The sequence below is a fragment of the Flindersiella endophytica genome (genome assembly GCF_054779015.1).
The window spans coordinates 12,459-26,322 of record NZ_BAAGYY010000042.1 but is presented as its reverse complement, the minus strand read 5'-3'; the positions used below and the strand labels follow the sequence as shown (position 1 = coordinate 26,322).

Sequence of the window (13,864 nt, the reverse complement as noted above, 5' to 3'; positions counted from 1 at the left end):
GTTAGCCGCTGGCCGGGCCGCCCGGCCCTGGCTCAGGCGTGGGTGACTCGTCCACTTCCGGCCGGTTTGTGGCGGCCCTGATTCCGGTCAGGCGGCACAGCGCCGCGAAGCCGTCGGGAGTGCCCGGCCAGTGCTGTTCGACGGCTTGCAGCCCGGCGTGGCGTACCACCGAGCGGAGAACGACGGTCACGATGATCGCGTCGTCGGCGTACCCGAGGACGGGGATGAAGTCGGGGATCAGGTCGAACGGGATCGCGAGGTACGCCAGCAACAGGCCGAGCCGGACCCGGACGCCGCGCGGCAGCGTACGGTCGCCGGCCAGCCGGCGCAGGAGCCGCAGCAGGTCGGGAAGGATGCGCATGGCCTCCTTCAGCAACCCGCCCTTCGGCCGGGCGACGGCGAGCGCGATCACCATCAGCACCCAGGCGGCCAGCAACGCGACCGCGACTCCGATGCCGATGTCGAGGAGGAGACCCCAGCTCATTCCACTGTCCCTTCGGTCGCGGCGCCGGTGTCGGCGTGGAGCGCCGCGGCCTCGAACTCCGCGAGCGCCTGGCGGCACCGTTCGACGGCTTCGCGGGCTTCCGCGCCGCCCCGCGCGTCGAAGTAGTCGCGAGCGGCGATCTTGGCCAGCCAGCGTTCGAATCGCTCGAGATCGGCTTCGGACTCCTCCACCTCGGCGTAGGTCGTCCGGCCCTTGGCGGTCTCGGTGGCGATCTCGGTCAGGAACGCCGGGACCCGCTCGACGACCTCGGCGTACTCGACGTCGCGGTCATCTCGTTGCCGCGCGATCAGCTCGTCCAGTTCGGCCCGGTTGGTGATCGCGATCCGGATCGCGCGGGCGGTGCCGCCCTGGTCGCGTACCCGCGCCACGAGGCGGGCGATCGCCTTGCCGACCGCCGGGCGGTCCGGGAGCAGGCAGACCGACTGCTGGAGATAGACCGCGCCGAGCTTGCGCAGGGTTCGCCACACGTGCACCCGCAGGGACGCGGCGGCCCCGGTGGAGATGCTGACCAGCTGCCAGTTCCGCTCGGCGTCGCTCGTCATGTTACGAACGTAACACATGCCTGCTACGTCTGGCGCCTGGCGCTAGTGTTTCGACTTGTGATCGACTTCGGTGGCGTGGCGGTGGGGGACCTGGACGTGCGGTGGATCCACGGAGCGGAGGACGATCCGCCGATCCAGGTGCATCGGTACGACGAGCACACCTACGTCCTGCGGCAGAGCAAGCGCGTGCACTACGAAGCGCCGTTCCTCTACCTGATGTTCGGCAACGAGCGCGCGCTGCTGCTCGACACCGGCGCCACCGAGGACCCGTCGGTGTTCCCGTTGCGCGAGACCGTCGACGGGATCGCCGCGGGGTGGCTGGCCGCCCATCCTCGTGAGCACTACGAGCTGGTCGTGGCGCACACCCATTCCCACGGCGACCACATCGCCGGCGACGGGCAGTTCGCGGACCGGCCGGACACGAAGATCGTCGGCCCGAGCGTCGAGGAGGTACGAACGTTCTTCGGCTGCACCGGCTGGCCGGAGCAGGTCGTGACGTACGACCTGGGCGGCCGGACGCTCGAGCTGACCGGGATCCCCGGCCACCATCCGACGTCGGTGGTGCTGTTCGACCCGTGGACAGGTTTCCTGCTGACCGGGGACACGATGCTGCCCGGCCGGCTGATCGGCAACGACATGCCCTTGTTCGTCAGCAGCATGGACCACCTGCTGGACTTCGCCGCCGCGCGACCGGTCACCCACGTACTGGGTTGCCACATCGAGATGTCCCGCACACCCGGCCACCTCTATCCGATCGGCTCGACCTACCAGCCGGACGAGCCTCCGCTGCAGCTGACGGTGACCCAGCTCCGCGCGGCCCGGGCCGCAGCCCACGAGGTCGCGGACCGGCCGGGCCTACACAGCTTCGACGACTTCGTCATCGACAACCGGACCGGCTGACCGATCGCGAAACCGCTTTGAGCCGATGCACGTCATCGCCGGTATGCCGGAGAGCTCTGGGCGCTTCATCTCGGAGCTTGCTCGGAGGGACCACACGTAGCCATCAGCGTCGATCGGGCAAGATCTGCGTATGGAACTGATGGCGCCCATGCTGGCGGTGCTCGGCACGATGCCGCCGCCCGGTCAGCAGCCGTACTGGTCGTTCGAGATGAAGTGGGACGGCGTACGCACGCTGGCCTATCTCGAGCGCGGGCAACTCACGCTTTACGCTCGGTCCGGTCGCGACCGCACCGCGTTGTATCCGGAGTTGGAGCCGATGGCCGGTGCCGTGCCCGCACGCGAGGCCATCATCGACGGTGAGGTGGTGGCGTTCGACGCGAGTGGACGGCCGAGCTTCGCCGCGTTGCAGACCCGGATGCACAGCCTCGGGCCGGCTCCGCGGGCGCCGATCGCGTTCCTGGCGTTCGATCTGCTGCATCTGAACGGCATCTCGCTGCTCGGCCATCCCTACGTCGAACGGCGCAGCCTGCTCGACTCGCTCGAGCTGGCGGGCCCCAACTGGCAGCTCCCGCCGGTGTTCCGCGGCATGGGCGACGCCGCGTTGCAGACCAGCGTCGCGCAGAATCTCGAGGGCGTCGTCGCCAAGCGGCTCGACTCGCTGTACGAGCCGGGCCGCCGCAGCCCGGCCTGGATCAAGGTGAAGAACACCATGATGCAGTCGGTGGTCGTCGGCGGCTGGCGCACCGGCAAGGACTCCAGGCAGTCGACGTTCGGGTCGCTGCTGTGCGGCGTGAACGACCCGAGCGGGCGGCTGGTCTACGTCGGCCGGGTCGGCAGCGGGTTCGACTCCGAGACCCTCGGCGAGCTCAGCCAGCGCCTGACCGGTCTCGCGCGCACCACGTCGCCGTTCCACGACACCGTGCCGTACGAAGACACCCGCGACGCGCACTGGGTCGATCCCGTCCTGGTCGGCGAGGTCGTGTTCGCCGGATGGACGCCGGACAACCGGCTGTGGCACCCGCGCTGGCACGGTCTGCGCAGTGACATCACACCGCGAGAGGTCGTACGCGAGTCGTGAGCAAAAGTGGCCAAACCGATGACGGGTAAGGGAACTGTCACGTAGCTTTCGCCTATCGGTGCGGGCGGGAGTCGTGGGACCACGGTCAGCGACTTCGGCCCAACTCATCAGGTAGGGGATGCACATGGGCAAATCAGGGAGATCTGGCAGGTATGGCCGGCTGGGCGGTGCCGTCCTGGCCGGCATCGCGCTCGTCATGGCGTCAGCGGCGACAACGACCTCGGCACAGGCGGCACCGGGACCGGCGAAACGGGACGCGGCGACCTCCTCCAGCGCGCAGCAGAGCGTCTCGGCGTACTGGACGAGCGACCGCATGCGCAGTGCGATTCCGATGGAACGCCTGGTCAGCAGGAAATCCGTCGAACGCGCGAACGTGGCCGCCGGCGAGCCGTCGGTCATCGAAGGCACAGCCTCGAAGCTGCTCGGTGGCGTGACGCCGCAGGCGTTCCCGGAGTCCGGCGGGCCGTGGACGGGCGCAGGTGCGGTGACGAAGACCGCCGGTCGCGTGTTCTTCGTCTTCAACGGGCAGAACGCCTCGTGTTCCGGTGACGCGGTCACCAGCACCAACAAGAGCGTCGTCGTCACGGCCGGGCACTGCGTGAAGTACCAAGGCACCTGGCACACCAACTGGGTGTTCGTTCCGGGCTACGACAACGGCAGCCGTCCGTTCGGCACCTGGACCGCGAAGGCGACGCTGACCACGCCGCAGTGGCAGGCTTCGGAGGACCTCAACTACGACGTCGGCGTCGGCGTGGTCAACCAGCTGAACGGTCAGAGCCTCACCGACGTGGTCGGTGCGCAGGGCATCGCGTTCAACCAGGCACGCAACCAGAGCATGTACACCTTCGGCTATCCCGCGGCCGACCCGTACGACGGTACGAAGCTCATCTACTGCAGCGGATCCACCTTCACCGACTTCCTGCTCAGCACGGACCACGGCATGGCGTGCGACATGACCGGTGGTTCCAGCGGCGGACCGTGGTTCCTGCGGTTCAGCGAGTCCAGCGGCACCGGCGTGCAGGCGTCGGTGAACAGCTTCGGCTACAACTTCCTGCCTGGGTACATGTTCGGACCGTACTTCGGGGCGGACGCCCAGAACCTCTACAACCGCGCGCAGGCGAGCTGAGCGCTCAGCCGATGCCGATGTCGTGGGTGGTCCGTCCGGTCTCGGGTGGGCCGCCCACGCTCGGATAGCCGGCATCCTCAGGCAGCAGCTGCATCCCCGGCAGCACCTGGTCGAGCTCGCCGGGTTCGAAGCGGTGCAGGTCGATCGCGTACCAGAACTCGTCCTCCACCTCGCCGTCGAACTTGTACGCGCCGTCCGGCGACACCGAGGCCCAGCCGTCCGGGAACGTCAGCAACGTGAGCCAGAGCTCCGGATGCTCCTTGCCCTCGACCTGCCACAGCCGGATCGCGCCGTCCTCGCCCGCGGTCGCGAGCAGGCGGCCGTCCGGGCTGTAGATCGCCGACGACGTACGCCGGCCGTGCCCGCGTACGTCGTGCAGCCGCTGCCCGGTCTCGAGGTCCCACAGCCGCACGCGACCGTCGTAGCCGGCGCTGGCCAGCACAGTGCCGTCGGCGTTGAACGAGACCGCCGACAGGCCGGCCGCGTGCGCCGCGCCGATCTCCAGCCGCAGTGAGCCGGTCGCGACGTCCCAGAGCCGGATCGTGCGGTCCTCGCTTGCGGTGGCGAGCTTGCGACCGTCCCGGCTGAACGCGAGTACGTAGACCCGGTCGCCGTGCCCGAGCAGCTGCCGGACCTCCAGGCCGGTCTGCGGATTCCACAACCGCACGGTGCGGTCGTCGGCAGCGGTCGCGATCAGGTCGCCGGCCGGGCTGAATGTCAGAGCCCTTACCCGGTTGACATGTCCGAGCAGCTCGGCCTTGCGCAGCCCGCCCGTCACCTGCCACAGCTTCACCGTGTCGTCGTCGTTGGCGGTCGCGATCGTCTGCCCGTCCGGGCTGTACGTCACACCCCATACGAACGATTCGGTCGGGTCGACGATGAGCTGTTCGACCGCCCGACCGGTCCGGGCGTTCCAGCGGTAGACGATGCCGGTGCCCCCGGTCGCCGCGATCGTGGACGCGTCCGGGCTGACCGCGACCTGGTTCAGGAACCGCACGTCGCCGCCGGTCAGCCGGTGCAGGAGCCTGCCCTGCTCGAGGTTCCAGACCCAGACCTCGCCGGTGTTCGTGCCGGCGACGAGTCGTTCGGACGCCTGGTCGAACTCCAGCTTGTAGACCCGCCGCTGATGCCCGCTGAGTGTCGCGAGCTCGTGCCCGCCGTCGCGGCTCCACAGCCGTACGCTCTCGTCCAGGCCGAGTGTCGCGACCTGCGCGTGCCTGGCCGGGCAGTAGGCGACGGCCCGGACCGGCGCCGACGTCGCGGGAAAGACCTCGAGCGGCCGCCCGTCACGCGGGTCCCAGGTGCGTACGGTGCCGTCGGCGCTCGCCGAGCAGAGCTCCTCCGTACCGGACGGCGCGAAGCCCAGCCAGCGAACGGCGTCGCTGTGCTCGTTGAGCGTGCTGCGCAACGCGCCCGTACGGCTGTCCCAGAGCTTGATCGAGCCGTCGGAGCCGCCGGTCGCGATGTGCGTGGCGTCGCTGTTGACCGCCAGCGCCAGCACCGGCCGCCGGTGTGCCGGGATCTCCCGGCGCAACGGGTATCCCCGCGACAGACCCCACATCCGGACCAGGCCGCCGCCGGAGCCGGTCGCCAGGAACTCCGGTGTGACGGCCAGAGCAGTCACGCCGCCGTCGTGCCTTTCCGCGAACGTGTGCCGCGGCTCGCCGGTGTGCGCGTCACACAGGCGTACGCCACCGCCCGCGTCGCCGGCCACCAGCAGCTCGCCGTCGGGACAGAACGACAACGCCAGCAGGTATCCCTCGGCGTCCTCCCGCGTCGCGAGTGTCAGCCCGCGCTGGGTGTCCCAGATCCAGAGCCGCCCGGCCCGGTCACCCGCGGCGATCAGCGAGCCGTCCGGCGAGAACGCCAACGGCCAGGCCCACTCGTCGTACCCGGCCAGCACCTGCCGCAGCCGGCCCGTGCGCGCGTCGAGCAACCGGATCGTGCCGTCGTCGCTGGCGGAGGCGAGGGTCGAGCCGTCGGGGGAGTAGACGATGCCGTAGACCTTCTGCGCGTGCCCGCGCAACGTGCGCAGCGCCCGGCCGCTGTCGGTGTCGCACACCACGATTCCGCCGTCCTCGCAGCCGATCGCGAGCGACCGGCCGTCCGGGCTGTAGGCGAGCGGAACCGACAGGGGTCCGTGCGCGACGCCCTTGGCGGGGCCGACCGTGGCGGGCGCGACCTGCAGGCTGATGTGCTCGCGCGGTGCGCGCTTGGCCTGCTGCAACGCCTGCTGGCGTTGGTGTTCCTCGTCGGCCGTGGTCTGGTCGATGGTCTGCGACAGCCAGCGCCGGCCGACCATGTCGGTGCCCTCGATGAGGGTACGGATGAGCTTCGCGTTGACGAACAGTGCGCCCTCGACGCTGACCGAACGCAGCACGGCGTCGGTGAGGTCGGCCTTGCTGAGGTCCGCGCCGGTGAGGTCGGCGTACGCGATCTCGGCACCGGTCAGCGAGGCTCCGGCCAGGTTGGCGTTGCCGAGGTTCGCCTCGGTCAGGTTCGCGCCGTCCAGTCGCGCGTCGGAGAGATCGACGTCGTGCAGGTTCGCGGCGGTGAGGTCCGCACCTGTGAGGTCGGCGCCCGGCAGTACGGCACCGTGCAGCTGCAGCGGCTCAGGTGCCTTGTGCCGGTCGCGGTCGAGCACGACCTTGAGCGCCGCGGCGACATCGGCGGGCAGCCGGCCGGCCGGGGGCAGTGCCCGCGACTGCCGCCGGACGAACGTCGACAGCACCTCGATCACGGCGGCGTAGTCGCGGCGCGAGTCGTGCGCGATCCGGGCCAGGCCGTGCACACCACCGACGCGTACGGACTCCTCAGGCGAGCCGAGCTGCTGGACGGCCTGGGTGTAACGCTCGGTCAGCTGCGCCTGCAGGGAGAGCTGGTAGTTGCGAGCCGTGTAGTACAAGGGAATCAGCGCGAGCAGGCCGCCGACGGCCTGCAGCAGCCGGCCGCGGACCTGATCGATGTCGGGCGGTGCGGTGCCGCCGTGCGTGACGTCGTAGCGGGCGATCCAGCCGGCGCCGGGAAAGACCAGCAGATAAAGCAGGAGCAGTCCGACGACTGCTCCTGCCAGTATCAACCATCCCCGCACCGATATCCGCATGTCCCCAAGCGTATGGGGGTTTTAGTAGGCGGAGGCACGGAACGCGTAGACGTTGCGCTGGTTCGGATGCTCTGATGCCGTCCACACCTGGCCACGGTCGGGCCAGTAGGAGAAGTCCTCCGGGCCGATCGCCAGCACGTCGGTGTTCATCACGACCGATCCACCAGGCGTGAACTCCCCGAGGTCGCCCTTGTTGCTGTCGCCGTCGCTGGTCGACAGCAGGTACTTGTTGTTGATCGAGACCGCGCCCTGCATGCTGGTCACGTCGACCTGGTAGGCCTGCGTCCCGTGCGCGTAGCCGTCGGAGCTCGTGGTCAGCAGGCGGTTGGTGTAGTCGATCGGGAACCGCACGAGCCGGGTTCCGCTGCCGGGGTTGGCATACTCCCCGACGACCACGCTGTCCGGCGTGCTGGACCGGTCGAGCGAGGCGAACGAGAACGTCAGGTTGGTGTACCCGCCGGCCGTCGAGCGCAGGTAGCGGAACGACTGGGGGAGCACGTACTTGTAGTTGAACGCCTGGTACGTGCCGTCGGGCTGGCGGCCGATCAGGCTCTCGTTGCCGGTCGTGACCTGCCAGAGGTGCCGCAGGTCGAACACCCTGAAGCCGTTGGAGGTGTCGGCGACGTAGAGGTAGTAGCCGTACCAGAACATGCCGCCGGCGTGGACGTTGACCGGGCGGAAGTTCGGGCGGCCGGCGCTGTCGGTGTAGGGCTCGACCAGCAGGACGTGCCGGTAGGTCGGGGACGCGGTGTTCGACCAGTCGACGAACGACAGCCGCACGCCCTTGTCGATGCTGTCCTCGAGGTGGTCGTACCAGCTGACGACGACGGCGGTGGAGCCTTCGTAGGTGCCCTCGGTGTAGGCGTCGGCGGTGGTCGTGACTCCCTGCGGGTACCAGTCGGGTGTGCCGGCGTCGCCGGAGTTCCAGCAGAAGCCGATCACGACGTTGCTGGCCGACGGCGTGCACCTGGTGGCGACCCGGTTGCCGTCGCCGACCACGGTCGGCACCGACACGTTGGGCAGCAGCGCGTCCAGGCCGGCGATCACAGGTGAGTCGGCGGTCTTCTGCAGCCGGAAGTTCGACGCGGTGAGCTGGGTCGCCGCGTTCGCCGACGGTGCGGCGGCCACCATGCCGCCGAACGCCGCGGCCGCCGCCGCGGCGATCACGAGCTGTTTACGTGCCGGGGCGAGTCGCACCATGTGAGCTCCAAGGGCCAGGCCTGCGTAGGAGGAAACCGCCTGCTCCCTGCATGGTGAGCGGATGGAGCTCCGTAGCCCAGTGCACTGGCAGCTAGTTGCCAGCGCACCGGGCTACGGCGAAGGAACTTTTCGCCGACTGTTCCGGCGGCCTCAGTTGTGCTGGTGGCTCAACGTGCCGGCCGTCGGCCGCGAGCCGGGCAGCGGGCTGGAGGCCGTGACATCGCGCGGCACGATCGAGAAGCCCTGCCAGTGCATCGGCATCGGATCCTCGTCCTCGTCGCGGGGAACGTGGTGGAACGAGACGCCGACCCACAGCACCGGGTCGGTGACCCGCTCGCCGTTGACGAACTTGTCGACCGACGTCGCGCAGTTCGGGCTCTCGCCGCCGTTGTCCTCGACGAGGGTCTCGCACTTCTTGCGCTGCGTGACGTACATGTCGTTGTGTGACCAGCTCTCGGCGGCCGGGCCGCGTACCTGCGAGCTCTGGTCGTTCACGATCTCCCACGACTTGGCGTGCAGGTCGCTGTTGCGCTGTTTGGGATCGACGACCCGCCACCACCGCATCGGCTGGATCGTGGCCGCACCCTCCTTGCCGTAGACCTTGCGATGCATCGAGATCTTCCGCGTGCCGTTGCCGGTGAAGTCGTACTGCTCGACGACATCGTCCTTCGGCCCGTTGACGTCGAAGTCGAGCCGCCAGTACGCCAGGTGGCTGTGGTTGGGCGAGAACCGGCTCGAGCGGACGCCGATCGGCCAAGCCTGCTTGCGATCCTCGACCTCGATGGAGTCACCCGGCAGCGAGCCGGTCGCGCCGAGCCGCGGTGTGATCGTGCCGTCGTCGGAGAAGCGGTACTCCGTGACGTAGGTGTACCAGCCGATCTGACTGATCGCGAACACCGCGAAGTCGTTGCCCTGCAAGGCCTTGTCGGTGACCTGCGGCTCCTCGGTCTCCTCGTCCCAGTCCCAGTCCTGGTCGCGATAGGCGAGCCCGCGCTTGTTCGTGATCAGGCAGACCGCCCGGACGCCGTGGTGGGCACGGATCTCTCCGCCGGGGCAGTCGGTCTTGGTCAGCCCGATCACCTCGCCGAGCCCGCCGATGTCGTTGAACCGGGGCTGGCCCTGGTCGTACGGCACGTGCAGCGCGGCGATGCCGGCGTTGGCCAGCACGAGCTGCGGAACCCCGCCACGTGGTGTGTAGGTGACGTGGGACAGCGTGAGCCCTTCTTCCTGCCGCAGCTGCCAGCACATCTGCCAGCGGGCACCATTGGGCAGCTTGCGGTCGATCCGGTACGCGTTCGAACAGGGCAGCAGGGTTTCCGCTGCCTGGGCCTGGGTGTTGGCCACGCCGACGAGCGTGGCGAGGACGGCGAGCGCCAGCAGGACGACGCCGATACCGCGGTATCTCATGGCTTCCGATTCCCCTCGACTACCAGGAAAGGACGTGGACGCGGCCGGCCGACAGGTCGGCGACCAGGCGCGTGGTGTCGACCCATTCGCTGCTCGGCAGCTGCATGAAGACGAAGACACAGCGGTGCTTGCCGCAGGCGGCGACGTCGGACGCGTTCTTCGCGCCGGCGGCCTGGGGCGCGCGGAAGATCAGTGCCTGCGTTCGCAGCTGCCTGGCTGACGTCAGCTGCTTGCTGGTCGTGCGCCGGAAGTCCTCGCGCAGCAGCGGTCCGAGCCGGTCGTTCGAAAGGACGAGCTCGGCGGCCCGCCGGGCCTCCGCGGCCGTTGCCGACGGCTGCCCGCTGACGACGCCGGTCGACTCCACCTTGCCCGAGTCGAGGTTGACGACGCGGTGCAGCGCGCGGTCACGGGAGTAGTCGTAGAGATAGACGTCCGCCCTGCGTGCGCTGCGAAGCAGGTCGGTGCCCTTGTCGGCCTCGTGCACCTGCGAGTAGAGGACATCCGTCCTCGCCGGTGCGACGAGTGACTCCGGAAGCCCGGACTTCGCCAGTACGGAGGCCTTGCTCTGTTCGGAGCTGCTCAGCGGATCCAGCCCGGTGCCCGGTGGCACGGGTCTGGCGTCGGCGGAACGGGTATGGAAAAGCGTGTTGTAGAAGGCGATTCCGCAGATCGCGAGGATCGCACAGCCGATCGCGAGCACGACGAACCGGCGTTTTGGCATGGCTTGTAGCCCCCTTTAGCCCATCACCTGCCGCGGCCGCGCCCTCCGCGCAGCCGTCTGGAACGAGGTTGTGTGGGGAGGACGTGGCGGGGGCAAGAAAAGGTTGCTCGACGGCCGGAATCACTTCTGGGCCGTGGCTTCTGGGGTCTCGGCCAGGGTTGTGGTAATTCGTATTCGACAGCGCGCCGGAGTTAGCCCCCACCCGGGCGGACCAGGCCGCTCTCGTAGGCGTAGACCACGGCCTGCACGCGGTCGCGCAGGTTCAGTTTCGACAGCACGTTGCCCACGTGCGTCTTGACCGTCGTCTCCGAGACGAACAGCTTGGCGGCGATCTCGCCGTTCGACAGCCCGCGGGCCATCAGCTGCAGCACTTCCCGCTCGCGTTCGGTCAGGCTGCCCAGCCGTTCGTCGGCCGCGCTGTCGGTGACGGTCAGCGTGCCGGCGAACTTGTCGAGCAGCCGGCGCGTGACCGTCGGCGCCACCACCGACTCGCCGCGCGCGACGATGTGGATCGCCTCCACCAGGTCGTCGGGTGGAACGTCCTTCAGCAGGAACCCGGACGCACCGGCTTTCAACGCGGCGATGATGTATTCGTCGAGATCGAACGTCGTCAGCACGAGCACCTTGATCGTGCTGCCCCGGTCGGTGCCGGTGATCTGCCGGGTGGCTTCCACGCCGTCGAGGTGCGGCATCCGGATGTCCATCAGCACGACATCGGGCTGCAGGGCTCGCGCCTCCTGCACCGCGGCGCGGCCGTCACCCGCCTCGCCGACGATCACGATGTCGGGCTCGGACTCCAGGATCATCCGGAATCCCGTACGCAGCAAGGGCTGGTCGTCGGCCAGGAGCACCCGGACCGGCTCGTTCGGAGGTGTTGGCGCGTTCTCGTTCAATGGTCCTTCGCCATGCTCTCTATCGGCATCCGAGCCGAAACCTGGAACCCTCCGGCCGCTCGCGGCCCGGTTCGCAACGTACCGCCGTTGAGACTGACGCGTTCGCGCATGCCGATCAGCCCGTGGCCGGAGCTCGCGCCGTTCGCCGCCGCGGCCGCCGCACCCGGAGCCGTCCGTTGGGTGAACGTACGCCGGCCGCCGTCGTCGGTGACGGCCACCGTGACCGCGTCCGGCTCGTACCGGAGCATGACGCGAGCCCGGGTCGGGCCGGCGTGCTTGAGGGTGTTGGTGAGTGCTTCCTGGACGACACGGTAGATCGCCAGGTCGATGCTGGCCGGGAGCCTGCGGCTCTCGCCGAGGACGGTGAGCTCGACCTCGAGGCCGGCTTCACGGGCGCGTTCGAGGAGGGGCGGCAGCTCGGCGACGCCTGCCTGCGGCGAGAGCACGTCGGCGTCGGGCTCGGTGCTCTCGTCGGAGCCGTCCGAGGCGCGGTCGGCCGACCGGTCGGCGGTTCGCAGGGCACCGACGATGCGGCGCATCTCGTCCAGTGCGGCGCGGCCGGTGTCCTCGACCGCGCGCATGGCTTCGGAGCTGCGATCGGGGTCGCGATTGAGGGTGCGCCTGGCGGCCGCGGCCTGGACCGTCATCACGCTGACGTGGTGGGCGACGACGTCGTGCAGCTCGCGGGCCACCCGAGCGCGTTCCTCGGCCAGAGCCACCCGGACCTCCACCGCCGCCGTACGTTCGAGCCGCTCGGCGCGGTTCTCGAGCTCGGCGAGATAGCGGCGGCGTGCCCTCAGAGTCCGGCCGATGATCCAGACGCCGGGGAACTGGGCGGCGACGAGCAGCAGGATGACCGGCGTGAGCTCGAGGCCGACGGTCTTGACCAGCTCGGCCTTGGCGAAGAGGTAGGCGATCGAGGCCGCTGCCTGGACGACCACGAGCAGCAGACCGGACCAGACCGGAGCGTAGGCACCGAGGGTGTACGTGGCGAACAGCACGACGACGCCGCCGGCCGCACTGTTGTAGTCGAGGAAGCCCTGGGCGAAGTAGGCGCCGGCGACCGCCAGGAGAACACTGACGGGGAACCGGCGGCGCAGCACCAGTGGCGCGGCGCCGACGACGGCCAGCGCGACGGCGAGCGCATCCGGGCCGCGAAGGCTATAGCCGGCATAGTCGGTGGCGGTCATGCCGAGGAGGTTGACGATCGTGGCGGCGGAGGCCAGCAGGCCGTCAGCGGTGTAGGGATGCGCACGGAGCCACTGCCAGGGGTTACGCCAAACGTGCACACGCACAGCGTAGGCGCCGGTGTGTGGTGGGTGGTCATCCCTGGTGGGGATTGTGGCTCCTCCTACGGGACCAGTGTGCGGCATGCCGCGGCGGTTTGGGGGGTCGTCCCGCGGATGGGCACGATCCGATCAACGTGGCGATCCCTGCGCGAGCAGACTGCGCCGCTGGTCAGATGTCGACCACCGACGTGTGCGTCGACGGCGCGTCGCCGTTGGCGTCGGCCTCCTCGGCGACCCGCGGGTCGGTCGCCGGCAGCGGTGGTGGCGTGCCACCCCACGCCGGGCACAGCGCCTTGTGATCGCACCAGTCGCACAGAGGGCCGGGGCTCGCCCGCCACTCGCCGGTCGTGTGCGCCCGGTCGATCGCGGTCCAGATCGCGGCGAGCTTTCGCTCGGTGGCCAGCAGGTCGGACTCGTCCGGCCGGTATTCGAGCACCTGCCCGTTGCCCAGATAGACCAGCCGGAGGACGGACGGCACCACCGAACGCAGGCGCCACAGCACCAGAGCGTAGAAGCGCATCTGGAACAGTGCCCGCTGCTCGTAGGCCTCCCGCGGCGCCTTCCCTGTTTTGTAGTCGACCACCCGGATCGCACCGCCGGGTGCGACGTCGAGCCGGTCGATGTAGCCCCGCAGCCGGAGCCCTGACTCGAGGTCGCACTCGACGTAGGTCTCCCGCTCGGCCGGCTCCAGGCGCTGCGGATCCTCCAGCGTGAAGTAGGTGTCGAGCAGGTCTCGTGCCGCTGTGAAGAACCGGTCGGCCTGCTCGCCGTCGGCCTCGAACAGCTCGGCCAGGTCGGGCTCGGACTGGAGCAGCTGCGTCCACTGCGGCTCGAGCAGGGTCCCGGCCTCCTGCCGGGTGCGCTGTGCCGCGGGCAGGTCGAACAGCCGCTCCAGCACGGCATGGACCACCGTGCCCCTGGCGGCCTCCGGGCTGGGTCGTTCGGGGATCTTGTCGATCACACGGAAGCGGTAGCGCAGCGGGCAGGTGAGGAAGTCGCTGGCCCGCGACGGCGACAGCACACCGATCGGAACGAAGGTGTCAGCTCCGGTCTCGGTGTCCGGCGTGGTCCCGGCCTCCGAAGTCGTCATAGCTGGCAGC

Annotated in this window: 12 protein-coding genes; 3 read left to right on the top strand and 9 right to left on the bottom strand. The window is 69.5% G+C overall.

The window, feature by feature from the left end; translation table 11 throughout:
* Position 1: 1 nt before the first annotated feature.
* Positions 2-484, bottom strand: a complete 483-nt coding sequence (locus ACYVF6_RS42400) for a YkvA family protein (protein ID WP_460531419.1) — start codon at positions 482-484, stop codon at positions 2-4.
* Entirely contained in the window at positions 481-1,047 is a 567-nt protein-coding gene (locus tag ACYVF6_RS42395) for a Chromate resistance protein ChrB (protein ID WP_460531416.1), read from the bottom strand. Before ACYVF6_RS42395 ends, ACYVF6_RS42400 begins: the two co-directional genes overlap by 4 nt.
* 57 nt (positions 1,048-1,104) lie before the next feature.
* On the opposite strand from ACYVF6_RS42395, the gene ACYVF6_RS42390 reads away from it, so the two are divergent.
* From ACYVF6_RS42390 to ACYVF6_RS42380, 3 genes are all read left to right on the top strand, one after another.
* Positions 1,105-1,947 (top strand): MBL fold metallo-hydrolase, encoded by an 843-nt coding sequence (locus ACYVF6_RS42390; RefSeq protein WP_460531413.1) that lies wholly within the window; start codon positions 1,105-1,107, stop codon positions 1,945-1,947.
* Positions 1,948-2,077: 130 nt separating this feature from the next.
* Positions 2,078-3,025, top strand: a complete 948-nt coding sequence (ligD, locus tag ACYVF6_RS42385; protein WP_460531410.1) for an ATP-dependent DNA ligase — start codon at positions 2,078-2,080, stop codon at positions 3,023-3,025.
* A 124-nt stretch (positions 3,026-3,149) separates the two neighbouring features.
* A complete protein-coding gene (locus ACYVF6_RS42380) occupies positions 3,150-4,151 on the top strand; it encodes a trypsin-like serine peptidase (protein ID WP_460531407.1) in 1,002 nt (333 codons plus the stop codon).
* 4 nt (positions 4,152-4,155) lie between these two features.
* Here ACYVF6_RS42380 and ACYVF6_RS42375 read toward each other — a convergent pair whose 3' ends face one another.
* The 7 genes from ACYVF6_RS42375 to ACYVF6_RS42345 form a co-directional block, all read right to left on the bottom strand.
* Positions 4,156-7,254, bottom strand: a complete 3,099-nt coding sequence (locus ACYVF6_RS42375; protein WP_460531403.1) for a WD40 repeat domain-containing protein — start codon at positions 7,252-7,254, stop codon at positions 4,156-4,158.
* 21 nt (positions 7,255-7,275) lie between these two features.
* Positions 7,276-8,454, bottom strand: a complete 1,179-nt coding sequence (locus ACYVF6_RS42370) for a hypothetical protein (protein WP_460531400.1) — start codon at positions 8,452-8,454, stop codon at positions 7,276-7,278.
* 150 nt (positions 8,455-8,604) lie between these two features.
* Positions 8,605-9,861 (bottom strand): copper amine oxidase, encoded by a 1,257-nt coding sequence (locus ACYVF6_RS42365; protein WP_460531397.1) that lies wholly within the window; start codon positions 9,859-9,861, stop codon positions 8,605-8,607.
* A gap of 19 nt (positions 9,862-9,880) precedes the next feature.
* Positions 9,881-10,582: a hypothetical protein gene (locus ACYVF6_RS42360; RefSeq protein ID WP_460531394.1), complete on the bottom strand. Its 702-nt coding sequence runs from the start codon at positions 10,580-10,582 to the stop codon at positions 9,881-9,883.
* Positions 10,583-10,773: 191 nt separating this feature from the next.
* The gene (locus ACYVF6_RS42355) at positions 10,774-11,475 is read right to left on the bottom strand and encodes a transcriptional regulator (RefSeq protein WP_460531391.1); all 702 of its coding nucleotides are present in this window, start codon (positions 11,473-11,475) and stop codon (positions 10,774-10,776) included.
* Positions 11,472-12,764 (bottom strand): sensor histidine kinase, encoded by a 1,293-nt coding sequence (locus ACYVF6_RS42350; RefSeq protein WP_460531388.1) that lies wholly within the window; start codon positions 12,762-12,764, stop codon positions 11,472-11,474. The genes ACYVF6_RS42355 and ACYVF6_RS42350 overlap by 4 nt, the downstream gene beginning before the upstream one ends.
* A 169-nt stretch (positions 12,765-12,933) precedes the next feature.
* Positions 12,934-13,854, bottom strand: a complete 921-nt coding sequence (locus tag ACYVF6_RS42345; protein WP_460531385.1) for a RecB family exonuclease — start codon at positions 13,852-13,854, stop codon at positions 12,934-12,936.
* Positions 13,855-13,864 lie beyond the last annotated feature (10 nt).